Raw genomic sequence first — 22,585 nt, forward strand, 5'->3', positions numbered from 1 at the left:
GGCTTTCGTTACCGGTCAATCAGCAAGTTTCGTGCCAGCGGTATATCTCTTTGAAATCAACGGCTTGTCTATGGGTTTCCGGTGGCGTGCTGCAGTTTTGCATAAGAGGCCGTCGATTTTGCAGCGCACGCGCGCCTTTTGCCGCGTTTCGTCGCCGGTCGGGCTCATTTCATCCCGGTGAGAGGGTGGTCTCGGGCCGTTTCCGGGCGATGCGGGAATGCAGCCGAAAAGGGGTGGCGAAAACGCATCACAGGCCCCGAATTTTCTTGCTCTTGCGCAGTCTGTGCAAAATAATAACATAAAAACAATGCGTTAAAAATCCATCGCAAGATGGCACGGCGCTTGCTGCTCTCTCTGCAAAAGAAAAGCCGAGAGGGAAACATGACGACCGAAGCCCTGATCGATGCGGAAACGCTGCCGTATCTCGACATGACCGACCCCGATTTCTCCATCCGCTCGGATGTGGTGAATGCCGCGCGTGAGGCGAGCTGGTGCGCGCGCACCAATTACGGCCTTGCCGTTCTGCGCTACGATGAAGTGCACAAGCTGATGCGCGATGCGCGGCTGCGGCAGGGCAGCTATGCCTGGCCCAAGCTGAACGATGTGACCGGCCATTTCGCCACCTGGTGGGAAAACATGCTGCTGTCGCAGGAAGGGGCGAACCATGCCCGCCTGCGCCGCATGGCCAACCCGGCCTTTTCACCCAAGCTGGTCATAGCACTCCGGCCCGAATTCGCCAGGCTTGCCAATGAGCTGATCGATGGCTTCGTGGAGAGGGGCTCCTGCGAGTTCATGTCGGCCTTTGCCGAACCCTACGCCACCCGCGTCATCTGCATGCTGCTCGGCCTGCCGCATGACAAATGGCGGGAACTGGCCGATCTCGCAGCCGATATGGGGCTGGCGCTCGGCGTCACCTACAAGCAGGATCTCGCCACCGTCGAGGCCGCCACCGAAAAGATGTTCGGCTATGTGATGGCGCTGGTGGCGGAGATGCGCAAGCAGCCGCTTGGCGAGGATTTCCTGTCCATGCTGGTCAAGGCCAACATGGAAAGCACGGAAGCACTCTCCGATCAGGAACTCTACGACATGATCGTGCTCGCCATCTTCGGTGGCATCGATACGACCCGCAACCAGTTGGGTCTGGCCATGGAAGTGTTCGCCAACCATCCCGACCAGTGGGCGCTGCTGGGCGACAATCCCGAGCTGGGCAAGGCTGCGGTGGAAGAGGTCATGCGTATCCGCCCGACCATTACCTGGGTCACGCGCGAGGCGGTGGAGGATTTCACCTATCAGGGCCTGACGATCAAGCGCGGCACCACCATTCACCTTTTCGGCCAGTCGGCGGCGTCCGATCCGCGCGCGTTCGATGATCCCTCCTTCAATATCGTCGCGGAACGCAAGCCGCATTTCGGCTTCGGCGGCGGCGCCCATCATTGCCTCGGTCACTTCATCGCCCGTGGCGACATGACGGAGGCGCTGGCCATCCTCGCCCACCGTATCCGCAATCCGGTCATCGGCGCGGAAGCCCGCTTCCTGCCCGATAGCGGCAATACCGGTCCGATCATCCTGCCGATGACCTTCGATGCCGGCGAGCGCAAGGCCTTCATTCCGCCAAGCGCGGCGGCGCCGGTGGAACCAGCCCCCGCCGATGCCGCCTCCGGCCCGGCGGTTTCGCTGACCATTCTTTACGGTACCCAGACCGGCAATGCCGAACAGATGGCAACAGACATTGCCGGCATCGCCCGGTCCAAGGGGTTTGCCCCGCGCGTTCTCTCGCTCGATGCCTTGCCGCTCGATGAACTCAAGGGGCTGAAGCGCCTGCTGATCGTCACCTCCACCTATGGTCAGGGCGAAATGCCGGATACGGCGCGCAATTTCTGGGAAGCGGTGACGGCGGCGGATGCGCCGGATCTCGCCGGCCTTTCCTACACGCTGATGTCGATGGGCGACACCGGTTACGAAACCTTCTGTGCCGCCGGCCGTGCCATCGATGAGCGGCTACAGGCGCTCGGCGCGACCTGCCTCGAACCGCGCGTCGATTGCGACGTGAACTATGCGGCCATCGCCTTCCCCTGGGTGGAACGGGCGCTCGGCGTGCTGAAGACCGTCGAAGGTGAGGAAGCCGCCTTCACCGAAGCGGCAGGTGAGGGAATGCGGGCGAAGTGGACCCGCCGTAATCCCTATGCCGCGAAGATCGCCGCCAACACGCGGCTTTCCGGTGCGTCGTCCCAGAAGGAGACGCGCCACATAGAAATCGATCTCGGCGAGAGCGGCCTCACTTATGAGGCGGGCGATTGCATCGGCGTCGTGCCGGTCAACGATCCCGCGCTGGTATCCGCCATCATGGCCGCCTTCGGCACCTGCGCCCATCAGCCGGTTCAGGGTTTCGACAAGCCGCTCGGCCCGCTTCTGGCCGAAGGTTTCGAACTGGGGCTGCCGTCGCGCGAACTCGTTGCGGAGGTGGCGAAGCGTTCGGGCGATGCGGATCTGAAGCATGTGCTGGAGCATGGCGACCGGCAGGCGCTCGATGCCTGGGTCCATGGCCGCGATGTGCTCGATCTCGTCACCATGCTGCCCACGGGTGCGTTGCCGCTCGCCGATTTCATCGGTCTGCTGAAGCCGTTGCAGCACAGGGCCTATTCCATCGCTTCCAGCCCGAAGGAACATCCCGGCACGCTTCACCTCACCGTGGCGGCGGTGCGTTACCATGCCCATGGTCGCGATCGCGGCGGCGTTGCCTCCACCTGGCTGGCCGATCGGGTGGCGGCGGGCGGCGCGGTGCCGATGTTCCTGTCGCCCAACCGCGCTTTCCGTTTGCCGGACAATGATGACGCCCCGGTCATCATGATCGGCCCCGGCACGGGGGTCGCCCCTTTCCGCGCCTTCCTGCAGGAACGCCGGGCGCGCGGCGCCAAGGGCCGCAACTGGTTGTTCTTCGGCGATCGTAACCGCGAGAGCGACTTTCTCTATGAGGCCGATTTTGCCGAATTCACACGTCAGGGCGTGCTGACACGGCTCGATCTCGCCTTCTCGCGCGATCAGGCCGAGAAGGTCTATGTCCAGACCCGCATGCGCGAGGCCGCCGCCGATCTCTTTGCGTGGCTGCAGGACGGCGCCTTCCTCTATGTCTGCGGCGATGCCACCCGCATGGCCGCCGATGTCGAGGCCGCGCTCATCGAAATTGTCGCGTCCGAGGGCGGCATGAGCGCCACGGATGCCAGCGATTACGTCGAGGCGCTGCGCCGCGACAAGCGCTACCTGCGCGACGTCTATTGATCTGACCGAAAGACAGACCGCTTCGCGGCCCTGTCGCCGCGAAGTCCTCCACCGCCAAAACCAACCGGAGTTCTTCATGACCGATCTGACAAAACTTGCCGAACGGCTGGAACGCGAAGGCATCGACGTGCTGCATGTCGGCCTGTTCGATTACGCCAGCATGTTCCGCGAACGCCGCCTGCGCCGCGAACAGTTTCTCGCCTGGGCGCGCGATCCGCGCTTTTCCAACACGCTGCCCCATTGGGACAGTGCCGATAACCTGTTCGGCGGTGGACCCTATCTCACCGAGGCGCTGTCGCTCGATCTGGGGTCGCTGCGTCCCTACGGCTTCGAGCCGAAGGCGGCGACGCTCATTGCCGAATATGCCGGCGATAATGCAGGGCTTCTGCCGCGCGACGTGCTGCGCAGGCAGATCGAGCGGGCCGATGCCATGGGCTACGAGGTGCGCGCCGCCTTCGAATTCGAGGTGATCTTCCTTGAAGAAGATGCCGCCAGCCTGCGCGACAAGGGCTTTGCCGGTCTTTCCACCTTCATGCCGGAAAACAAGTGCTGGTCGGGCCAGACGGCAGCCGATCAGGCCGAGTTCGTCGCCGCACTGGAGCGCGCCATTCTCGATCACGGCGTTTCGCTGTTTGCGGTGGCCGGCGAGCTTGGCCCCGGCTGCTTCGAGGCGACGCTCGCCGCCGAAACGCCGATGAAGGCCGCCGATGACGCCGCCTTCTTCCGCGTCGCCGCCCGCTCCTTCGCCCGCAGCCGCGGCATGACGGCAAGCTTCATGGCCTCCATGGGCGCACCGTTCCCCGGCATTGGCGGCCATGTCGTGCTGTCGCTGTGGGACAAGGAAACCGGCAGGAACCTCTTTGCCGATCCCGCCGGCACCACCAATGCGCTGGCACGGCAGTTCATCGGCGGCATGGCGCGGCTGACCCCGGAGGCCTTCGCGCTCGCGGCCCATACCGTCAACGCCTATCGCCGTTTCGCACCGGGGTCCTGGGCGCCGAAATCCGTCACCTGGGCGGAATATACCTTCACCACCGCCGTCCGTTCCGTGCCGAATACGGAAGACAGCGCCCGCCTCGAATTCCGCTTGCCGGGGGCCGATTGCAACCCGCACCTGACACTGGCGCTGGCGCTTGCCGGCGGTCTCGACGGCATTGCGGAAGGGCTGACCCCGCCGGATGCCACGCCCTTCGGCGGTCCCGATGACATTCCGCCCGGCGCCACCCGCCTGCCGCGCGACCTGAAGGATGCCGCCGAGCGGCTGAAGGCCAGCACACAGGCGAAGAACGCCTTTGGTGACGCCTTTGTCCAGCATTTCGCCCATGCCTGCGAAGTCGAGCATGCAAGCCTCGCCAAGGCCGTCAGCGCGGCCGAGCTTGCCCGTTACCTCGAAGGCTGAACCCCGGTCCGCCCAACACAACAAAATCCAAAGAGGAGAACTTTAGAATGTCCATGAACCCCGATTGCGATCTTTACCGCGAACTCCACGACCCGCTGCGGCAGGAGCGCGTGGCCCGCGTGGCCGAAAAGATCAAGTCGCTCGGCATCGAGTATATCTACTATCAATATGTCTCGATCACCGGCCGTGTGCTCGGCAAGGCGGTTCCGGCCCGGCACTGGGCCAACAATGCCCGCAAGGGTGTGCAGACCTGGATGGGTGGCGTCACCAATGTCGATACTGACATGAACGGCAGCCTCTACGGCTTTTCCGCCAATGACGGCGAAGTTCTGGCCCTGCCGGACCCGGAAACCTTCTGCCAGCTTCCCTGGGACAAGAGCATTGCGCGCGTGTTCTGCACCCTGTTCTACGGCCTGGAAGACGCCAATAACCCCGGTGGTTACTTCGAATGCGACGTACGCGGCAACCTCAAGCGTTTCGACCGCGAATTCCGCGAGAAGCATAACGGGCTTCATCTGCGCGTCGGCATGGAGCCGGAAATGCTGTGGCTGAAGAAGAATCCGGAAGGCTCAGCCGTTCCCTATTCCGGCATCACCGAGCCCTATGCCTACCATATCGGCCAGTTCGAATCCGCCCGCGCGGTGTGGAAGCAGGTCTATGAATATGCCCACGCCATGGGGCTCGACATGATCCAGGGCGATGTGGAAGACGCGCCGGGCCTGCTGGAACTCAACTTCGCCTTCGACGATGCCGTGCGCACCTGCGACCGCCTGACCACCTATCGCCAGATCTGCAACGAGGTGGCCCGCCAGCATGGCCTTATCGCCTGCTTCATGGCCAAGCCCATGATGGGCGTTCCGGCCAATGGCTGCCACCACAATTGCTCGATCTGGTCGGGCGGCGAGCCGCAGGTCCAGCAGCTCGTGTCCGGCGAACTGCCGGGCATGGAAGAGGTGTTCACCTACACCAGAGGCGGCGTCAACGAGTTCGAGAACAAGGAAGGCGGCTGGCTGCCGACCGAACTCGGCCACCATGCGCTTGGCGGCGCGCTGAAGCATATCGGTGCGCTGACCGCTATCGGCGCCTCGACGGTGAACTCCTACCGTCGCTTTGCCGATGTCGGCCTCTGGGCTCCGATCGGCGCCAACTGGGGCCTGCAGAACCGCTCCTGCACCATCCGCATTTCCGCGCCGGACCGCTTTGAATTCCGCGCCGTCGATGCCATGGTGAACCAGCATATGTTCTGCGCTGCGCTCATCAAGGCGCTGGATGACGGCCTGACCAACAAGATCGATCCCGGCGCACCGGAGGACCGCAACGTGGTGGAAGTGATGAAGGCCGGCGGCCATGTCGATCTCATCCCGCTCAACCTCAATGAAGCCCTCGATGCGCTCAAGAACGACGATCTCGTTCTCGAAGCCATGCCGGGCCGTCTCTACGAACTCTACGACCTGATGAAGCGCGACGACTGGAAGCGCTTCCTCAAGGAAGTGACCAATTGGGACATGGAACGCTACATGGATTACCTGCCCTGACCCCCCCTTTACGGCGGGCGGATGCCGCCCGCCGCCGCCAACAACGACAAGAGAGAGGAACTATGTCCAACCATCTGAAATTCTACATCAACGGCGCCTGGGTCGATCCGGTCGTTCCCGCCACGCTCGACGTCATCGACCCGTCTACCGAAGAGGCCTATACGCAGATTTCCGTCGGCTCGAGGGCGGATGTGGACAAGGCCGTGGCCGCTGCCAAGGCGGCTTTCCCGTCCTTCTCGCAGACCCCGGTGGCCGAGCGTCTGGCGCTCCTGAAGAAGATCCTTGAAGTCTACAACAAGCGGTTCGAGGATATTGCGCAGGCCGTCAGCCATGAAATGGGCGCACCGATCACCTTTGCCCGCGAAGCCCAGGCCTGGGCCGGCCGCGCCCACATGGAATCGACCATTGCCGGCCTCGAAAGCTTCGAGTTCACCGAAAAGCGCGGGGCAACCACCATCGTCAAGGAACCGATCGGCGTCGTGGCGCTGATCACGCCGTGGAACTGGCCGCTCAACCAGATCGTCTGCAAGGTGGCGCCTGCCATTGCCACGGGCTGCACGGTCGTTCTGAAGCCCTCGGAAATCGCGCCGATCTCCGGCATCGTCTGGGCCGAAATCATGGAAGAGGCGGGCGTCCCGAAGGGCGTGTTCAACCTCGTCAACGGCACGGGCCCCGATGTCGGCCAGATCATGGCCGGCCATCCGGATGTGGACATGGTGTCGTTCACCGGCTCCACCCGTGCCGGCATCATCGTGGCGAAGACCGCCGCCGATACGGTGAAGCGCGTGGCGCAGGAACTGGGCGGCAAGTCCGCCAACATCGTCCTGCCCGATGCCGACATCGAAACGGCGGTGCGCAAGGGTGTTCAGGCCTGCTTCGGCAATACCGGCCAGTCCTGCGATGCGCCGACCCGCATGCTGGTTCCCGCCGACCGCCACGAGGAAGCGCTGGGCTATGCCAAGTCCGAAGCCGAAACCTTCACCGTGGGCGATACGCGCGACGAGGCGACCATCCTCGGCCCGCTCGTCTCGCAACTCCAGTTCGACAAGGTGCAGCGCCTCATCGAGGCCGGTATCAAGGAAGGCGCGACGCTCGTTGCCGGTGGCCTTGGCCGTCCGGAAGGCGTCAACCGCGGCTATTACGTGCGCCCGACCGTGTTCGGCGGCGTGACCAACGACATGACCATCGCGCGCGAGGAAATCTTCGGCCCCGTTCTCTCCATCCTGCCCTACAAGGATGAGGATGAAGCCGTCGCCATCGCCAACGACACGGTTTACGGGCTGGCCGCCTATGTGCAGTCGGAAAATCTCGACCATGCCCGCGCCATCGCGCTGAAAATGCGCGCCGGCTCGGTCTATCTCAACTATCCGGACTGGGACACGATGGCCCCGTTCGGCGGTTACAAGCAGTCGGGCAATGGTCGCGAATATGCCGATTGGGGCATTCACGACTTCCTCGAAATCAAGGGTATCGTCGGTTACGGCGAATAAGGCTGAGTGGACGGCGTGGGCAACCGCGCCGTCTTCTCCTGATGGCTAGCCATCCGTTGCCATCTTGATGGCTGGCACCTTTGCGCCTATATTGACTGCAAAGGAGAACGACCATGGCAGAACCGCAACTTTCCGTGCGTAGCGCCCGCGCCCGCGATCTGGCGCATCGTCTGGCCCGGCGCGAGAACCGCTCGATTGCCGATATCGTCGAGCGCGCGCTGGAAGCCTACGAGGTGCGCGAGGCCGGTCGTGAGCCCGCCCACCAGTTCTATCGCCGCGTTTCCGATGCCTTCGGCACGGAGATCGATCTGGAAACGACGATCCGCGACCATCGCACGCCGAATACGGGTCTCGACCTGTGATCTTTCTCGATACCAACGTCATCTCGGAAACGCTGAAAAAGACGCCCGACGAGAATGTCATTGCCTGGCTGGTGCGGTTCGATGCGGAACTGGCGCTGCCGACCGTCACGCTCGCGGAAATTGCCTTCGGCATCCAGAAGATCCGGCCCGACGAGCGCGCCAACCGGCTGGAACAGGGGCTTTCCGACTGGCGTCGCCGCTTTGCCGGGCGCATTTTCGGCCTGACCGAAGAGGCGGCAATGGCCTATGGCGAGATCATGGGCCGCGCCGTGCGCGAGGGACGCCCCATGTCGGCGCAGGACGGCATGATCGCTGCGATTGCCGCCGTCCATGGCGGGCGGCTTGCCACCCGCAACCTGCGGGATTTCACCGGAACGGGCCTTGATCTTGTCGACCCCTGGACCTTTTGACGCGACGGCGATCAGTCGTCCTGCAACAGTCCGTCAAAGACTTCCAGCATCGTATCGACAATCGCCTGTCCCAGTGCATTGGCCGCCGCCGCGATCTTGTCTTCGTCGGCATCGCGTGCGGCCAGGGCAAGGTTTGCCCCTTCTTCGGCGATGATCGCGCTGGCGCGCTCGATCGCCCATTGCGCGAAATCCGCACGGTTCTCGATAGTCGTGGTTTCCATGGCCGAAGCGTCCGTTGTTGAGAGAGACAATGCGACGGGTATATCGACCGGCGATGGATTAATCCACGCCCGTCAATCGATGTTGCCGTTCATGAATCTCACTTCGCCAGCGAGGCCACATAGGCGCGCCAGCCGCCGAAGGCGGTGATCTCGTCCGCGCCGTCAAGACCCGCCGTTTCGCAGAGGAAACCCTTGACGGTGCCGCCGCCCTCCAGCTTCACCGTGCCGATGCCAAGCGGTGAGGGGATGCCGGCCATGAAGGCGCCGAAGCCTGCCAGCGGAATGGCCCAGATTTCCAGCGCGATGGAGGCGCCGCCCTCCGCGACCCTGACCAGTCCCGGCCGCTTCGGCGGGCCGCCGGAGAGCGCGTAGAAGCGATAGTCGGGGGCCGTTCGGCCTTCGCAGAGGAAGCGGCCGCCAAGCCGCGTTACCTCGGGGTTGAGCGGCAGGCCGCGCATATGGGCGCCGACCATGGCGACCGCAATCTCGTCCGGCCCGGCGGTCGGCGGCGAGGCCGGCGCGGGTTCGTAGATCCAGCTTGTCGCGCCCAGCGGTTGGGCGACCCTGGCCTGAAGCGTTGCGGCAAGGCCGGCGAGGCGGCCATCCTTGCCGGTGGGGCCGAGCAGCGTCACGCTGCCGGGCCGGCCATCGGTGCGGGCGGCCACCGGCACGGCCAGACCGCAGAGATCGAGCAGGTTGACGAAGTTGGTATAGGTGCCGAGTTGCGAGTTCGGGCCAACCGGATCGGCTTCCAGATCCTTCACCGTAAAGAAGCGGGGAATGGTGGGCACGCAAAGAAGATCGACGGCGGCCAGCAGCGGTTCGGCGGCGCGTTTCAGGTCCGCCAGCCGATAGATGTCGCGAAAGGCGTCCGCCGCCAGAAGCGCTTCGGCCCGGCCGATGATCTTGCGCGTGACCGGGTGAAGCGCTTCCGGGCTGTTGCGGATCATGCTCTCGACGGCGGCATAGCGTTCCGCCACCCAGGCACCGTCATAAAGCAGCGCGGCGATGCGGTAGAGGGGCGAGAAATCGAGCGGGACGATGCGGTGGCCGAGCCCTTCCAGAAGGCCGAGCGTTGCCTCGAAGGACGCCGCCTGCGCATCGTCGCCAAAGAACAGGCGGGAGGCCCTATCCGGCACGCCGATGGTGAAGCCTGCCCCCGGCGTTTCGAAGAACGGCGGCGAAAACGCGCGGGAGTAGCCATCCGCCACATCGTAACCGGCTGCGGCGGAGAAGACGGCGAAGGCGTCTTCCACCGTGAGCGCGAAGATCGAGATCGTGTCCAGCGTGCGGCAGGCGGGCACCATGCCGGTGGCCGAAAGGCTGCCGAGCGTCGGCTTCAGCCCGACGATATTGTTGAGCGCCGCCGGCACACGGCCGGAGCCGGCGGTGTCCGTGCCGAGCGCGAAGGGCACGATGCCCCGCGCCACCGCCACCGCCGAACCGCTGCTGGAGCCGCCCGGCACGATGGCCGGATCGATGGCGTTTTTCGGAACGGGATAGGGCGAGCGCACGCCGACAAGACCGGTGGCGAACTGGTCGAGATTGGTCTTGCCGACGGGCAGCGCGCCGGCCTCCCGGAGCCTCGCTACCACGAAGGCATCCTTTTCCGGGGCATATTCGAAGGCGGGGCAGGCGCAGGTGGTGGGCATACCGGCGACGTCGATATTATCCTTCACCGCGAAAGGAATGCCGAAAAGCGGCTTTTGCGGATCATAGGGGCCGAGCGCCTGTGCTTCCGCCAGAACCGTTTCGAGCGGAGCGAGATGGATGAAGAGGCCGGGGTCTCCGGCATCATCGATCCGGCGATAGACCTCGGTAATGACAGCGACGGGGCTGAGGCCCGCGGCATAGGCAGCGCGGAGGCTTTCAAGGGTAAAAGGCATGTTCTGCATGGCGGCCATTCCGGATTTCAAAGAATTTTCACAGGCTTCGTCCACTGGATAAGGACGACGCAGCCTTCGGGTGACGACACCGAATGCACGGTGCCCTGCGGATTGGTCACCAGCGCCCCCGGCCCGTAATGGCCGAACTCGTCGCTTTGCGATCCTTCCAGAACCAGAATGGTCTCAAGCCCCATATGCAGGTGTTTCGGCACGCTCGCCCCCGGCGCATAGCGCAGCAGTGCCAGTTCCGGCTCACCGCGCACAAGGCGGCAGATTTCCACGCCCTCGCGGAAATACTCGAATTCGTAGCGACGCCAGCCGCCCTGAAGGAAATCGTCGAGGTGCAGTGTTTCAGTCATCGAGGGCCTCCACGATCTGGTCGACGGTGGCCGCCCAGCCGACGATCGCGCCCTGCGCGGTCATCATGTCGATGGCGGCTTTCTTGAAGTCGGGGAAATAGCTTTCGGTGGCATCAGTGGCGAGCAAGCACTCGTAACCCCGGTCGTTTGCCTCACGCATGGTGGTCTGCACGCAGACCTCGGTCGTCACGCCCGCGAAAACGAGCTGGCGAATACCTTTCTCCTTGAGGATTTCGCCAAGCGGCGTGGCGTAGAACGCACCCTTGCCGGGCTTGTCGATGACGGTTTCACCGGCGACGGGATAGAGTTCCGGCACGATGTCCGCTCCGTCTTCGCCCGCGATCAGGATGCGGCCCATGGGGCCGGGATCGCCGATCCGAAGCGCTGGGTTGCCGCGTTCGCGCTTGGCGGGCGGGCAGTCGGAAAGGTCGGCGGCGTGGCATTCGCGGGTGTGGATCACCGGCAGTCCGGCCTTGCGGAAGCCGGCGATGAGCTGCGCGGTGGCGGGAATGATCGCCTGCAACAGCGAAACATCGTTGCCGAGCGTGGCGCCGAAACCGCCCGGCTCGACGAAATCGCGCTGCATGTCGATGACGATGAGCGCGGTTTCCGCCGGGTTGAGTGTGAAGTCGAAGGGGCGGGCCTTGATCGTCGCCATCAGTGATGTCCTGCCATGTGTTTGCCGATTTCGCCGATATCGGCGCTGGCCGCCGGCGTTTCAAAGACGATACTGCCTTCCGACATCACCAGAATGCGGTCGGACAGTTCGAGGATTTCATCGAGATCCTCGCTGATGAGCAAGACGGCCGCGCCGGCATTGCGCGCCGCCATGATGCGGGCGCGGATCTCCGCCACCGCCGAGAAGTCGAGCCCAAAGCAGGGATTGGCGATGAGGAGCAGATCCACCTTGCCGTTGAATTCCCGCGCCAGAACCGCGCGCTGCACGTTGCCGCCGGAAAGGGCTGCGATGGGTGTAGCAAGCGAGGCCGTCTTCACCTTGTATTCCCCGACCAACCTTGCCGCCTGTTCCGCCATGCGGCGGCTATCCAGCCAGAATTTCGGCTTGCCGTCGGCAAAGTCGAAATCACGGAAGAAGATATTTTCGGCCACGCTCATTTTCGGCGAGCAGGCATTGCGCAACGGTTCTTCGGGCAGGTAGCGCACGTTGAATTTGCGGGCCTCGCCGCGCGTTGCCTTGAACGGCGTGCCGCAGACCTGCACCGTGCCTTGTTCCAGCGGGCGCTGGCCGGAAAGGATTTCCATCAGCTCCATCTGGCCGTTGCCGGAAATGCCGGCAATGCCGACAATCTCCCCCGCCTTGACCCTGAGATCGGCAATGTCGATCATCTTCAGGCCGGATCGGTCGGGCGGCTTCGCCCCGGAGACCGCAAGCACGGTTTGCCCGTTCACCGCAACGCGGGCGGCGGGCCGCACCAGTTCCTTCTCGCCGATCATCATCGCTGCCATGTCGGCGGTCGACAGCTCGGAGACCTTGCCGCCGCCGACATGCTCGCCCCGGCGCAGAACCGACACTTCATCGGCGAAGGCCGTCACCTCGCGGAACTTGTGGGAAATCATCAGGCAGGTCAGTTCGCCCGAGGTCGTCAGCCCGCGCACCATGCCCAGAAGTTCGTCGGCCTCGGCGGGCGTCAACACCGAGGTCGGTTCATCGAGGATGAGGAAGCGGCGGCCAAGATAGAGCTGTTTCAGCAGTTCGAGCTTCTGCTTCTCACCCGCCGCCAGCCTGCCCACCGGCACATCGAGCGGCACGGTGAAGGGCATTTTTTTCATGAAGGCAGCGAGGTCGGCGCGTTCCCGGTCCCATTGAATGCGGGCGGGTACGTCATTCCGGCTGATGACGAGGTTTTCGGCGGCGGTGAGCGACGGCACCAGCGTGAAGTGCTGGTAGACCATGCCAAGGCCGAGATCGTGGGCGGCGCGCGGATCGGGCACCTCCACCTCGCGGCCCTCCACCATCATCTGTCCGGCGGTCGGGCGGTAGAAGCCCATCATGCACTTGACGAACGTCGATTTGCCCGCGCCGTTTTCGCCGAGCAGCACGTGGAAGGAGCCGGCGGCGATCCTGATCGACACGTCGTTCAGCGCGGTGAACGACCCGAAGCGCATGGTCATGCCGAGTGTGGCCACCTCGATGGCGTGCGATGGCGGTTTGAGGTCGAGTGGCGGAACTCTCATGGCAGGGCCTCCACGAATTTGGCGCTGTCGGACACCGAGCCGAACACGCCGCCCTGCATCTTCACCATCTTGATGGCGGCGGCGTGGTTGCCGGGGTCGGTCGCCGCGCAGCAATCTTCCAGAAGCAGGCATTCGAAACCGCGATCGTTCGCCTCGCGCATGGTGGTGTGCACGCAGACATCGGTGGTGATGCCGGAAAGAACGATGTTCTCGATACCGCGCGTGCGCAGCAGGAGTTCGAGGTCGGTGGCACAGAAGGAACCCTTGCCCGGCTTGTCGATGATCGGCTCGCCGTCGAGCGGCTTCAGTTCGTCGATGATTTCCCAGCCTGGTTCGCCACGCACCAGAATGCGTCCGCAGGGGCCGGCATCGCCAATGCCTGCGCCGATCTGGCGGGAGCGCCAGCGCTTGTTGGGCGGCAGGTCGGAAAGGTCGGGCCGGTGGCCCTCGCGGGTATGGATGATGTGGTAGCCCTTGGCGCGCATGGCCGCGAGCACCTTCCTGATCGGCTCGATGGGCGCGCGGGTCAGCGCGATATCGTAACCCATGCTGTCGACATAGCCGCCCGGTCCGCAGAAATCCGTCTGCATGTCGATGATGATCAGCGCGGTGTTTTCCGGGCGCAGGTCGCCGTTATAGGGCCAGAGATAGGGATCGGCCTGAATGGTGGTCATCGGGTTCTCCATTCGCTTGCCGCCGGAAGCGGCGTGTTCTTACTTGATGATGCTGAGTTCGCCGGGAGCCGAAGGCATGGCGCGGGTGCGGGAACTGGTGGCGACCAGAAGCCCGAGCGTCAGCACATAGGGTGCGGCGTAGAACAGGTAGTAACCGCTGGTGACGCCGACGGATTGCAGGGCGGGGCCCAGCGCTCCCGCACCGCCGAAGAGCAGCGAGGCATAAAGGCAGTTCACCGGGCTCCAGCGGGCGAAGATGACGAGCGCCACCGCCATCAGCCCCTGTCCGGAGGAAATGCCCTCGTTCCAGCTACCGGGATAATAGAGCGAGAGATAGGCCCCGCCGATGCCGGCGAGCGCGCCGCCCGCTGCCGTCGACCACAGCCTCACGCGGTTGACATTGATGCCGAGCGCGCGGGCCGCATCGGCGCTGTCGCCGACAACCCGGATGGTGAGGCCGACGCGGGTGTTCTTCAGCATCCACGAGGCGGCGAAGGCAAGCGCGATGCCGGCGATGAACAGCACGTTCATGTTCAGCGCCGCCTGCACCTGCGGCAGGCTGGACCAGAAGCCGAGCGGAATGGCCGGCAGGTCGGGCGCGACGGGCTGCACATAGGGCTTGCCGAAGAAGAAGGCGAGACCGGTGCCGAAGATCATCAGCGCGATGCCGATGGCGATGTCGTTGACGCGCGGCAGCTTGCAGATGAAGCCGTGCAGCAGGCCGAAGAGGAGGCCGGCAAAGGCGGCGGCCAGCGTGCCCAGCCAGGGCGAGCCGGTGTGGTAGGCCACGGCGTAACCGCTCATCGCGCCGAAGACCAGTGTGCCTTCCAGCCCCAGGTTGATGCGGCCGGAGCGTTCCGTCAGGCATTCGCCGACGGAGACGAAGATAAAGGGGGTGGAGACGCGGATGGCGCCGCCGAGAATGGCAAGGGGCACGCCCCACAGACCGATATCGTCCGTCATTTCTGCCTCCGTTCAAGGAAAGCCAGGAACCGGAACCGGTCCTGAAGCGTGTCGGAGAGGAGGATGGCGATGAACACCATGCCTTCGAGCACCAGAACCGTCGCATCCGGGAGCGCCAGACGCCGCTGCACCAGCCCGCTCGAGGCTTCGAAACCGGCAAAGAGAATGGCGGCGGGAATGATGGCGAGCCCGTTGTGTCGGGCAAGGAAGGCGATGAGGATGCCGGTATAGCCGTAACCGGCGGCGAGCGAGGCATTGGCCGAGCCGTGCACGGCGGCCACCTCGAACATGCCGGCCAGTCCGGCGAAGGCGCCGCCGAGCGCGGTGAAGCCGATGGCGAGAAGCCCGGCGGGCAACCCCTGAATCTGGGCGGCGCGCACATTGCCGCCGACGATGCGGGCGGCAAAGCCCCATGTGGTGCGCTCGATCAGCACCCAGCTTGCAATGCAGGCGATGATGCCGACGGCAAGGCCCCAGTGCACGCCGAGCCCCGGAATTTCGCCGATGCGCCAGGTTTCCGGCAGCGGTGCGGTGGAAGGCTTGTTGAGGCTGGCGGGGTCGCGCAGCAGACCCTCGACCAGATGGTTCATCAGGGCGATGGCGATATAGGCGAGCAACAGGCTGGCAATGGTTTCGTTGACGCCGCGCAGGTGGCGAAGCGCACCGACGCCACCGATCCACAAGCCGCCCATGGCGGCGGCGGCCAGCGCCATGGCGATGATGCCGGCGGGGCCGGGCAGGCCGGGCATCAGCATGGCGACGGCGCCTGCGGCGACACCACCCAGAACGATGGCCCCTTCGCCGCCGATGATGACGAGGCCGAGCCGTGCCGGCAGCGCCACGCAGAGTGCGGCCAGAAGAAGAGGCGCGGCGCGCGCCAGCGTATTCGTCCAGGAAAAGGCCGTGCCGAAGCCGGCCTTGTAGACGAGAAGGTAGAAATCGAGGGGCGACTTGCCGAGGAAGGCCAGAAAGATCGCGAAGGCGATCATTCCGGCCAACAGCGCCGCCAGAGGCAGGATCACTGCCTCGATGCGGCGGGCCGCGGTTTCGCTGAGGAAACCGGCCCGCCCGGCGGCCGTTGCCGCCAGTTCAGCCTGCATGCTCATGGCCTGTCATCCCCTCTTCAGGTGCGGTTTCAGGAGGTGGAGCCGATGACGCCTTCGACGAGATAGCTCATGCTTTCCAGCGCCACGTCGGTCTCGACGAAGGCCTGGCCTGCGGTCGCCACGACATTGCCCTTGTTGTCCTTGAGCGGGCCCTTGATGGCGGCGAAGCCGCCCTTGAGGATGTCCGCCTTCACCGCCTCGAACTGCGCACGGCCTTTTTCGGAAACAGCGGGGCCGAGCGGGCTCATCTTGATGAAGCCATCGGCCAGACCGCCGCGCACGAAGTTTTCGATGGTGCCGCCGGCAAGGGTGGTCTTGACCATATCGGTATAGACCTTGCCCCAGTTCCATTCGGCGCCGGTCAGGTATTTTTCAGGCGCCAGCGCGCTCTGGTTGGCGTGATAGCCGCACAGGTACATGCCGCGTCCCGCCGCCGTTTCCATGACGACCTTCGGGCCGTCCACATGGCAGGTGACGACATCGACGCCCTGATCGGCAAGCGCGTTGGTTGCCTCGGCCTCCTTCACGGCCAGCGACCATTCGCCGGTGAAAATCACCTGGCAGGTGATCGTGGGATCGACGGCGCGCGCGCCAAGCAGGAAGGAGTTGATGTTGAGCAGCACCTGCGGAATGGGCTTGGCGGCGACGAAGCCGATCTTCTTCGACTTGGTGGCATGACCGGCGGCGATGCCGTTCAGATACTGCCCCATGCCGATATAGCCGAAATAGGAGCCGACATTCTTCGGGTTCTTCGGCGTCCACAGGCCGCCGCAATGTTCGAAGCGCACGTCGGGATATTTCGGCGCCATGGTGAGGATATGGGGATCGAAATAGCCGAAAGAGGTCGGGAAGACGAGCTTGGCGCCATCGAAGCTGATCATGCTTTCCATGGTCTTCTGCACGTCGACGGTCTCGGGAACCTGTTCTTCCTCGACCACGGTGACGCCCTCGATGGCCTTGACGGCGGCGGCACCCTCGGCATGCGACTGGTTATAGCCGAAATCGTCCTTCGGGCCGACATAGATGAAACCGACGGTGAGGCCTGCGGCGCGCGCCGTGCTGGCGGGCAGAATGCCGGAAAGGGCGGCGGCCCCGGCAAGGCCCGCCGTGCTCAGCAGAAACTGGCGGCGATTGGGCATCAGGATGTTGGACATGAGAAAGCTCCCCGCTTTTCTTGAGACCGGTTGCGCGCCGGCGTTGCAATCCTTGCGCCCGCGCGTTTGAATTCCGCAGCCAGTAATCCAGATGGACGCGCTTCTGTCTTGTGCTATGTTTTGGCCAGTCCGCTGCAAAATTTGCAGCAGCCTTCCGAAAGGCCGGCCATGCGCTATCTCTCGTCGATCCGTTACATCGATGCCATCGTGAAGGCCGGCTCCATCCGCGCGGCGGCCGATACGCTCGCCATTACCTCGACGGCGCTCAATCGCCGTATTCTGGCGATGGAGGAGGAGCTGGGCGTGCCGATCTTCGAGCGGCTGCCGCATGGTGTCAGGCTTTCGGCGGCGGGTGAGATCTACATCCACCACATCCGCAATCAGCTATCCGACATGGAGCGGGTGAAGTCGCAGATCGCCGATCTTTCCGGCGTGCGGCGCGGGCATGTGTCGATCGCGTGCAGTCAGGCGCTTCTGCCCTATTTCCTGCCCACCCAGATCGCCCTTTACCGCAAGGACCACCCGAACGTGACCTTCGGCGTGCACCTGCGCGACCGCGAGGCGGCGGAACAGGCGCTGGTCGATCACAGCGCCGATCTGGCTGTCGTGTTCGAGCCGGTGCGGCTTACCGATTTCATGACGCTGAGCCGGGTACGCCAGCCGGTGCATGTGGTCATGGCGCCGGACCACCCGCTGGCGGCGAGGGCCACGGTGCGCCTTTCCGAATGCCTCGATTATCCGATTGCCCTGCCGACCACGCCCTATGGTGTCAGGCATCTGGTGGATATTGCCGTGCGCGTTGCGGGGCTGCGCATCGATCCGGTCATCCAGTCGGACAATTTCGAGTTTCTGCGCAACCATGCGGTGGCGGAGAATATCATTACCTTCCAGATTCCCATCGGCCTTGCCGATGAAACCTCGACGGGGCGGATGGTCTCGCGGCCCATCGACAGCCGCGATGTTCCCGCCGGCATTCTCTATCTCGGCCAGTTGAAGGGGCGCACCTTGCCGGTGGCGGCTGCCCGCTTCGCCTCGCAGCTCACCAGCGCGCTCGCCAGCCAGTTCGAGGCATCGTGAGGCCAAACGCCAGAAGGCCCGGCGATCGTCTCGCCGGGCCTTCCTTAACGCTTCGCTGGTATAGTATCCATGCGACGGCGTCAGGGGCTCGAAGGGAGCGGGCGCCGATCAGACGCCGCTGCCGCCAAACGCTTCGTCATTCATGCGATAGCCGCTTTCGCCGTGGGACGACTTGTCGAGACCGGCATATTCTTCCTCGTCGGAGACACGCAGGCCACCGGTCAGAAGCGAGGCGATCTTCAGGGCAACCCAGGTGGTGACCAGCGAGACGACGATGCTGAAGCCGATGATCGAAAGCTGGGTCATCATCATGGTGATGAAGTCGCGTTCCTGGGTGAAGCCCGTGCCGCCCAGCGAGGGGGCAGCGAAGACGACCGTGAGGATGCCGCCGATGATGGCGCCGGTGCCGTGGACGCCGAAGACGTCGAAGGAATCGTCGTAACCGAACTTCGGCTTCAGCACTTCAACCGCGAAGACGCAGACCGGCGAGACGAGAAGGCCGATGGCAATCGAGCCGGCCGGGCTAACGAAGCCGCAGGCCGGGGTGATGGCGACGAGGCCGGCAATGGCGCCCGAGAGTACGCCGAAGGTGCTCGGACGGCCGCGGTGAAGCCATTCCACGATCATCCAGCTCAGGGCGCCTGCCGCACCGCCCAGGAAGGTGTTGAGCATGACGAGCGTGGCGAAACCGTTGGCGGCCAGGGCGCAGCCGCCGCAGAAGGCCAGCCAGCCGACCCAGAGCATGGCGCCGCCCGTATAGGTCATGGTCATGTTGTGGGGGATCATCATGGTGGCGCCGGCGCCCTTGCGCGGGCCAAGCACATAGGCGCAGACGAGGGCCGCGACACCGGCATTCAGGTGCACGACATTGCCGCCGGCGAAATCGAGCACGCCGACATTGAACACCCAGCCGCCGCCCCAGGCCATGTGGGCCATCGGCACATAGTTGATGAGCGACCAGATGCCCATGAACACCAGAACGGAGGAGAATTTCATGCGCTCGGCAAAGGCACCGATGATGATCGGCGGCGTGATCGCCGCAAACAGCAGCATGAAGAGAATGTAGAGATATTCCGGGATGGTGCCGATGAGGCTGTCCTGCGTCACGCCCGTCAGGAAGATCTTGGCGAAGCCGCCGACAACGCCACTCCACGGCACATCCGCGTCGAAGGCCAGCGAATAGCCGACGAGAATCCAGATGACGGAGATCAGCGCGGCGGAGGCGAAGACCTGCGTCAGAACCGAAAGCACGTTCTTGCTGCGCGACATGCCGCCATAGAACAGGCCAAGGCCCGGAAGCATCATCAGCATGACGATCAGGGAGCAGGTCGCGACGAACGCCGTGTCGCCGCTGCTGAGCGCCGGTTCCGCGTCCTGGGCAAAGCTGACGGACGGCAGCGCCGTCAGCGCCAGCGCATATCGAAAAGTATTTTTTAGCTGCTGCATTATCTGTTCCACCTGTCAGATCACGTTAGTGCTCATTTTTATAATTTGATAAGAGGAATAAAAATTTCCCTTTAGTCAATATGAAATTGAGCATTCCTGCCGCAGTGCCGCATTTTTCAGCCGAAAGTACTGTTCTGCATACGGTGATACACAGGCGGGGAGCCGGCTCGGGCGCGTTGAAAACGTTGCCTTTGCCGTGCGTTTGCGCGAAAGGATGGGACAGATGAACCTCGCAGCGAGGAGCGAGCCATGATCCTTTCCGAACCCCATCGCCGCATTGCCGTGCTCCACACCGGCGGCACGATCGGCATGCGCCGGACGCCGCGCGGTTTTGCGCCTTACGAGGATTTCCCCGCCGTTCTCGCAAAGGCGCTGGAACCGCTGGCCGCCGGGCTGCCCCTGTTCGATATCAGCGCCTTTGCGACGCCCATCGACAGTTCGGAAGCGACGCCGGCGGACTGGCTGGCGCTGGCTGTGGCGCTGCGTGATCTCTGGGCGGATTATGACGGGTTCGTCGTGCTGCATGGCACGGATACCATGGCCTTTTCCGCTGCGGCCCTTTCCTTCATGCTGCGCGATCTCGACAAGCCGGTGGTCTTGACCGGGGCGCAGATCGCCATGGCGGTGGAGGGTTCCGACGGGCTCGGCAACGTCGTTTCGGCGCTTCATTTTGCAGCGCAACCGGTGTTGCGTGAGGTGTGCATTGCCTTTGACGGGCTGCTTTTGCGCGGCAACCGCGCCACCAAGGTTTCGACGCGCCGGGTCGCGGCCTTCGCCTGCCCGGATTTCGAGCCGCTCGGGCGGATCGTGGACGGGGTTCCCGTTCTGGAGGCGGGGCTCTTGCTGCAGAGGGCGGCGGGTGCGCCCGTTTTCGATCTTGCGCCAGCAGCCTCCGGCCTCGTCGCCTCGCTGCGTTTCGTGCCGGGTCTTGCGCCCGCAGCGTTTGACGCCTGCCTTGAGGCCGCGCCCCGCGCCATCATTCTCGAATGCTACGGTTCCGGCAATGTGCCCTCGCTGAACGGCGCGACGGGAGCCTTTCTGGCAAAAGCCCGCGAACGCGGCATTGCCGTTATCGCCCGCACGCAGGTCTTCCATGGCGGCACCAGCCCCGGCGCCTATGCCGCCGGCTCTCTGCTGACCGACCACGGCGTCATCGATGGCGGCGACATGACCTTTGAGGCCAGCTACGCCAAGCTCTGCCATCTGGCGGCGCAAAACTCGGATGCGCGGGCCATTGCGGCGGCGTTTGCCCGCAACTGGGCAGGTGAGCGAAGCTAGATGTAGAGCGGCGCCATCTTGCGCCAGGCGCTGCCACGATGGGCGCGGCCGTGCCAGACATGCATCCGGTGCGCCACGCCCTTTTCGTTCAGCGTGTGGCTGAGCCGGTTGTTGTTGTCGAGAAACGGGTCTTCATCGCCGATGGTGAAGATCATGTCGATCTTGCGCAGGTGCTCCAACCGCCATTCGCACATCAGTCCCGGCAGGAAGTGGCTGGGCGTGTGGAAATAGACGTCGTCGTCGTAATGGCCGTCGAACAGATCGCCGAAGGCTTCCACCTTGAGGGTGAGATCGTAGCGGCCTGAAAAGGCGACGAGCTTGCGGAAGCGATGCGGGTGGCGGAAGACGAGGTTGGCCGCCTGGAAGGCGCCGAGGCTGCACCCCTGCGCGATCACGCAGTCATGCGGGTTGAGCCGGTCCATCAGCGGCAGAACCTCTTCGAGAATGTAATCCTCGAAGGCGGTGAAGCGGCGGGCCCGATCCTGCGGCCTGACCCCGTTGCCGTAGAGCGTTTCGCCGGCCACACCATCGACGCAGAAGAGTTGCAGTTGCCCGGCTTCCAGCTTGTCGGCCACACTGTTGACGATGCCGAGGTCTTCATATTCCCAGAAGCGGCCGTCGCGGGTCGGAAACACCAGCACCTTGGCTCCGGCATGGCCGAAGACCAGCAGTTCCATGTCCCGATCAAGCGTATGGCTATGCCAGCGAAAGTATTCGCGCTTCATGATGAGTTGAAAAACCGGCCAATCTTCTCGTGATGAACAGCGTCCTGAATGTCCTGGCCAGGATACTCGAAGTGCCCGGCGTCGAGGATGAAGATTTCATTAAATTTCGTGCGTGGCAATGCGTTTGCGATGGCAAACTGGCAGGGTGGCGCAACGGCGGGATCGAACAGCGCCGGCACCATCAGCATGGGGGCTTCGATGCGTGTGGCGGCGGTGGCCGCATCGAAAAAGCGCAATGTCTCCAGCACGTCCGGATGGGTCTTGCCGTAGACCTGCACCGCTTGCGCACTGCCGATGGTCGGCAGCGTCAGCCACAGCGGCCGATGCCCGAAGGTGGGCACGATGAGGTGGCCGCGGGCGATGCGGCGGTCAAAGGCCATGGCCAGCGCGCCGATGCCGCCGCCGAAGCTGATGCCGCTATAGCCGATGCGGTTTTCGAGTGCCGGATAAAGCGCCGTCAGGGCAGAGACCGCCACCCACAGATCCTCGACACAGCCGCCGATGATATAGTCCTTGGCGCTCTGGATATGGTCGAGGACGTGCCAGGCCGGATCCGGCGAGATCGGCGGGCGGGCGCTGCGGGAAATGCCGCGAAAGCAGGGAAAGAGCACGGCCGTATCCGTAACCGGCAGATCGAGATCGGGGGCCTCGCGCCCGCCATAGCCGTGGCCGACCACGAGCCCGCGCCGAACCGTGCCCGTGCGCGGCACAAGCAGCCACCCGCCGATCGGGAAGCCATCGGTGGAGGTGTAGCGCAGGTCGAACACGCGCCAGCGCGGATTGACCGCGGCGCTTGCCGTAACCACGGGGGCGGGATCGACCGCCAGCGCCCGGCGATAGCGCTTTTCCCAGAAGGCGTCGAAGCCGGACGGCGCCTGCGGCGGCGCGATGGCCAGAAGCGCCTCGCGCGCCATGCCGTAGGTCGGGTCGAAGGAATAGGGATGCCGGGTCGGGATGCTCATCGGTCTGTCTTTCCCCAAAACGCCTGCCGGTGCAAGACGGGCCGGCGTTTCGGGGAAAGGGTTTGC

Annotated in this window: 20 protein-coding genes; 8 read left to right on the forward strand and 12 right to left on the reverse strand. The window is 64.2% G+C overall.

Features of this window, described 5'->3' with window-relative positions:
• The first annotated feature begins 381 nt into the window (after positions 1-381).
• From GGQ66_RS08875 to GGQ66_RS08900, 6 genes are all read left to right on the forward strand, one after another.
• A complete protein-coding gene (locus GGQ66_RS08875; protein WP_183791572.1) occupies positions 382-3,276 on the forward strand; it encodes a sulfite reductase subunit alpha in 2,895 nt (964 codons plus the stop codon).
• A 76-nt stretch (positions 3,277-3,352) separates the two neighbouring features.
• Positions 3,353-4,675 (forward strand): type I glutamate--ammonia ligase, encoded by a 1,323-nt coding sequence (locus GGQ66_RS08880; RefSeq protein WP_183791574.1) that lies wholly within the window; start codon positions 3,353-3,355, stop codon positions 4,673-4,675.
• A 47-nt stretch (positions 4,676-4,722) separates the two neighbouring features.
• The gene (locus tag GGQ66_RS08885; protein ID WP_237358846.1) at positions 4,723-6,210 is read left to right on the forward strand and encodes a glutamine synthetase family protein; all 1,488 of its coding nucleotides are present in this window, start codon (positions 4,723-4,725) and stop codon (positions 6,208-6,210) included.
• A 62-nt stretch (positions 6,211-6,272) separates the two neighbouring features.
• A complete protein-coding gene (locus GGQ66_RS08890) occupies positions 6,273-7,700 on the forward strand; it encodes an aldehyde dehydrogenase family protein (RefSeq protein WP_183791577.1) in 1,428 nt (475 codons plus the stop codon).
• Positions 7,701-7,813: 113 nt separating this feature from the next.
• On the forward strand, positions 7,814-8,062 hold the full coding sequence (locus GGQ66_RS08895) for a type II toxin-antitoxin system VapB family antitoxin (protein WP_183791579.1): 249 nt from the start codon (positions 7,814-7,816) through the stop codon (positions 8,060-8,062).
• A complete protein-coding gene (locus GGQ66_RS08900) occupies positions 8,059-8,472 on the forward strand; it encodes a type II toxin-antitoxin system VapC family toxin (RefSeq protein WP_183791580.1) in 414 nt (137 codons plus the stop codon). The genes GGQ66_RS08895 and GGQ66_RS08900 overlap by 4 nt, the downstream gene beginning before the upstream one ends.
• 11 nt (positions 8,473-8,483) lie before the next feature.
• Here GGQ66_RS08900 and GGQ66_RS08905 read toward each other — a convergent pair whose 3' ends face one another.
• The 9 genes from GGQ66_RS08905 to GGQ66_RS08945 all read right to left on the reverse strand — a co-directional run bounded on the left by GGQ66_RS08905 (position 8,484) and on the right by GGQ66_RS08945 (position 17,031).
• On the reverse strand, positions 8,484-8,693 hold the full coding sequence (locus GGQ66_RS08905) for a hypothetical protein (protein WP_183791582.1): 210 nt from the start codon (positions 8,691-8,693) through the stop codon (positions 8,484-8,486).
• Between the two features lie 98 nt (positions 8,694-8,791).
• Positions 8,792-10,588 carry an allophanate hydrolase gene (gene atzF, locus GGQ66_RS08910; protein ID WP_183791584.1) on the reverse strand — a complete coding sequence of 599 codons (1,797 nt, stop codon included), beginning with the start codon at positions 10,586-10,588 and terminating at the stop codon, positions 8,792-8,794.
• Positions 10,589-10,605: 17 nt separating this feature from the next.
• Positions 10,606-10,938 carry a cupin domain-containing protein gene (locus GGQ66_RS08915; RefSeq protein WP_183791586.1) on the reverse strand — a complete coding sequence of 111 codons (333 nt, stop codon included), beginning with the start codon at positions 10,936-10,938 and terminating at the stop codon, positions 10,606-10,608.
• Positions 10,931-11,596, reverse strand: coding sequence for a cysteine hydrolase family protein (locus tag GGQ66_RS08920; RefSeq protein WP_183791588.1), 666 nt, complete (start codon positions 11,594-11,596; stop codon positions 10,931-10,933). Before GGQ66_RS08920 ends, GGQ66_RS08915 begins: the two co-directional genes overlap by 8 nt.
• Positions 11,596-13,134 (reverse strand): ABC transporter ATP-binding protein, encoded by a 1,539-nt coding sequence (locus GGQ66_RS08925; protein WP_183791590.1) that lies wholly within the window; start codon positions 13,132-13,134, stop codon positions 11,596-11,598. Before GGQ66_RS08925 ends, GGQ66_RS08920 begins: the two co-directional genes overlap by 1 nt.
• The gene (gene biuH / locus GGQ66_RS08930; RefSeq protein ID WP_237358847.1) at positions 13,131-13,808 is read right to left on the reverse strand and encodes a biuret amidohydrolase; all 678 of its coding nucleotides are present in this window, start codon (positions 13,806-13,808) and stop codon (positions 13,131-13,133) included. The genes GGQ66_RS08925 and biuH overlap by 4 nt, the downstream gene beginning before the upstream one ends.
• Positions 13,809-13,847: 39 nt before the next feature.
• On the reverse strand, positions 13,848-14,771 hold the full coding sequence (locus GGQ66_RS08935; protein ID WP_183791594.1) for an ABC transporter permease: 924 nt from the start codon (positions 14,769-14,771) through the stop codon (positions 13,848-13,850).
• Entirely contained in the window at positions 14,768-15,871 is a 1,104-nt protein-coding gene (locus GGQ66_RS08940; protein WP_237358861.1) for an ABC transporter permease, read from the reverse strand. Before GGQ66_RS08940 ends, GGQ66_RS08935 begins: the two co-directional genes overlap by 4 nt.
• 35 nt (positions 15,872-15,906) lie before the next feature.
• A complete protein-coding gene (locus GGQ66_RS08945) occupies positions 15,907-17,031 on the reverse strand; it encodes a BMP family ABC transporter substrate-binding protein (protein WP_183791598.1) in 1,125 nt (374 codons plus the stop codon).
• Positions 17,032-17,199: 168 nt separating this feature from the next.
• Here GGQ66_RS08945 and GGQ66_RS08950 point away from each other — a divergent pair, with 168 nt between their 5' ends.
• Positions 17,200-18,108, forward strand: a complete 909-nt coding sequence (locus GGQ66_RS08950) for a LysR family transcriptional regulator (protein WP_183791600.1) — start codon at positions 17,200-17,202, stop codon at positions 18,106-18,108.
• Between the two features lie 108 nt (positions 18,109-18,216).
• On the opposite strand, the gene GGQ66_RS08955 is transcribed toward GGQ66_RS08950, so the two are convergent.
• A complete protein-coding gene (locus GGQ66_RS08955; RefSeq protein WP_183791602.1) occupies positions 18,217-19,554 on the reverse strand; it encodes an ammonium transporter in 1,338 nt (445 codons plus the stop codon).
• Between the two features lie 249 nt (positions 19,555-19,803).
• Here GGQ66_RS08955 and GGQ66_RS08960 point away from each other — a divergent pair, with 249 nt between their 5' ends.
• Positions 19,804-20,832 carry an asparaginase gene (locus tag GGQ66_RS08960; RefSeq protein ID WP_183791604.1) on the forward strand — a complete coding sequence of 343 codons (1,029 nt, stop codon included), beginning with the start codon at positions 19,804-19,806 and terminating at the stop codon, positions 20,830-20,832.
• Here the strand turns inward: GGQ66_RS08960 and GGQ66_RS08965 are convergent.
• Together GGQ66_RS08965 and GGQ66_RS08970 are read right to left on the reverse strand one after the other, a co-directional pair.
• Positions 20,829-21,557 carry an esterase family protein gene (locus GGQ66_RS08965; RefSeq protein ID WP_183791606.1) on the reverse strand — a complete coding sequence of 243 codons (729 nt, stop codon included), beginning with the start codon at positions 21,555-21,557 and terminating at the stop codon, positions 20,829-20,831. The genes GGQ66_RS08960 and GGQ66_RS08965 overlap by 4 nt on opposite strands.
• Positions 21,554-22,519, reverse strand: a complete 966-nt coding sequence (locus tag GGQ66_RS08970) for an acetylxylan esterase (RefSeq protein ID WP_183791608.1) — start codon at positions 22,517-22,519, stop codon at positions 21,554-21,556. The genes GGQ66_RS08965 and GGQ66_RS08970 overlap by 4 nt, the downstream gene beginning before the upstream one ends.
• Positions 22,520-22,585 lie beyond the last annotated feature (66 nt).

Origin of the sequence: Allorhizobium borbori (assembly GCF_014196535.1) — a bacterium.
Lineage (GTDB): Bacteria > Pseudomonadota > Alphaproteobacteria > Rhizobiales > Rhizobiaceae > Ectorhizobium > Ectorhizobium borbori.

Coding starts and splice junctions, on each gene's coding strand:
- GGQ66_RS08935 (WP_183791594.1), bottom strand. CDS start 14,771: ATGACGGACGATATCGGTCTGTGGGGCGTGCCCCTTGCCATTCTCGGC.
- GGQ66_RS08885 (WP_237358846.1), top strand. CDS start 4,723: ATGTCCATGAACCCCGATTGCGATCTTTACCGCGAACTCCACGACCCG.
- GGQ66_RS08940 (WP_237358861.1), bottom strand. CDS start 15,871: ATGCAGGCTGAACTGGCGGCAACGGCCGCCGGGCGGGCCGGTTTCCTC.
- atzF (WP_183791584.1), bottom strand. CDS start 10,588: ATGCAGAACATGCCTTTTACCCTTGAAAGCCTCCGCGCTGCCTATGCC.
- biuH (WP_237358847.1), bottom strand. CDS start 13,808: ATGACCACCATTCAGGCCGATCCCTATCTCTGGCCCTATAACGGCGAC.
- GGQ66_RS08955 (WP_183791602.1), bottom strand. CDS start 19,554: ATGCAGCAGCTAAAAAATACTTTTCGATATGCGCTGGCGCTGACGGCG.
- GGQ66_RS08965 (WP_183791606.1), bottom strand. CDS start 21,557: ATGAAGCGCGAATACTTTCGCTGGCATAGCCATACGCTTGATCGGGAC.
- GGQ66_RS08970 (WP_183791608.1), bottom strand. CDS start 22,519: ATGAGCATCCCGACCCGGCATCCCTATTCCTTCGACCCGACCTACGGC.
- GGQ66_RS08895 (WP_183791579.1), top strand. CDS start 7,814: ATGGCAGAACCGCAACTTTCCGTGCGTAGCGCCCGCGCCCGCGATCTG.
- GGQ66_RS08890 (WP_183791577.1), top strand. CDS start 6,273: ATGTCCAACCATCTGAAATTCTACATCAACGGCGCCTGGGTCGATCCG.
- GGQ66_RS08945 (WP_183791598.1), bottom strand. CDS start 17,031: ATGTCCAACATCCTGATGCCCAATCGCCGCCAGTTTCTGCTGAGCACG.
- GGQ66_RS08915 (WP_183791586.1), bottom strand. CDS start 10,938: ATGACTGAAACACTGCACCTCGACGATTTCCTTCAGGGCGGCTGGCGT.
- GGQ66_RS08875 (WP_183791572.1), top strand. CDS start 382: ATGACGACCGAAGCCCTGATCGATGCGGAAACGCTGCCGTATCTCGAC.
- GGQ66_RS08905 (WP_183791582.1), bottom strand. CDS start 8,693: ATGGAAACCACGACTATCGAGAACCGTGCGGATTTCGCGCAATGGGCG.
- GGQ66_RS08925 (WP_183791590.1), bottom strand. CDS start 13,134: ATGAGAGTTCCGCCACTCGACCTCAAACCGCCATCGCACGCCATCGAG.
- GGQ66_RS08960 (WP_183791604.1), top strand. CDS start 19,804: ATGATCCTTTCCGAACCCCATCGCCGCATTGCCGTGCTCCACACCGGC.
- GGQ66_RS08920 (WP_183791588.1), bottom strand. CDS start 11,596: ATGGCGACGATCAAGGCCCGCCCCTTCGACTTCACACTCAACCCGGCG.
- GGQ66_RS08880 (WP_183791574.1), top strand. CDS start 3,353: ATGACCGATCTGACAAAACTTGCCGAACGGCTGGAACGCGAAGGCATC.
- GGQ66_RS08950 (WP_183791600.1), top strand. CDS start 17,200: ATGCGCTATCTCTCGTCGATCCGTTACATCGATGCCATCGTGAAGGCC.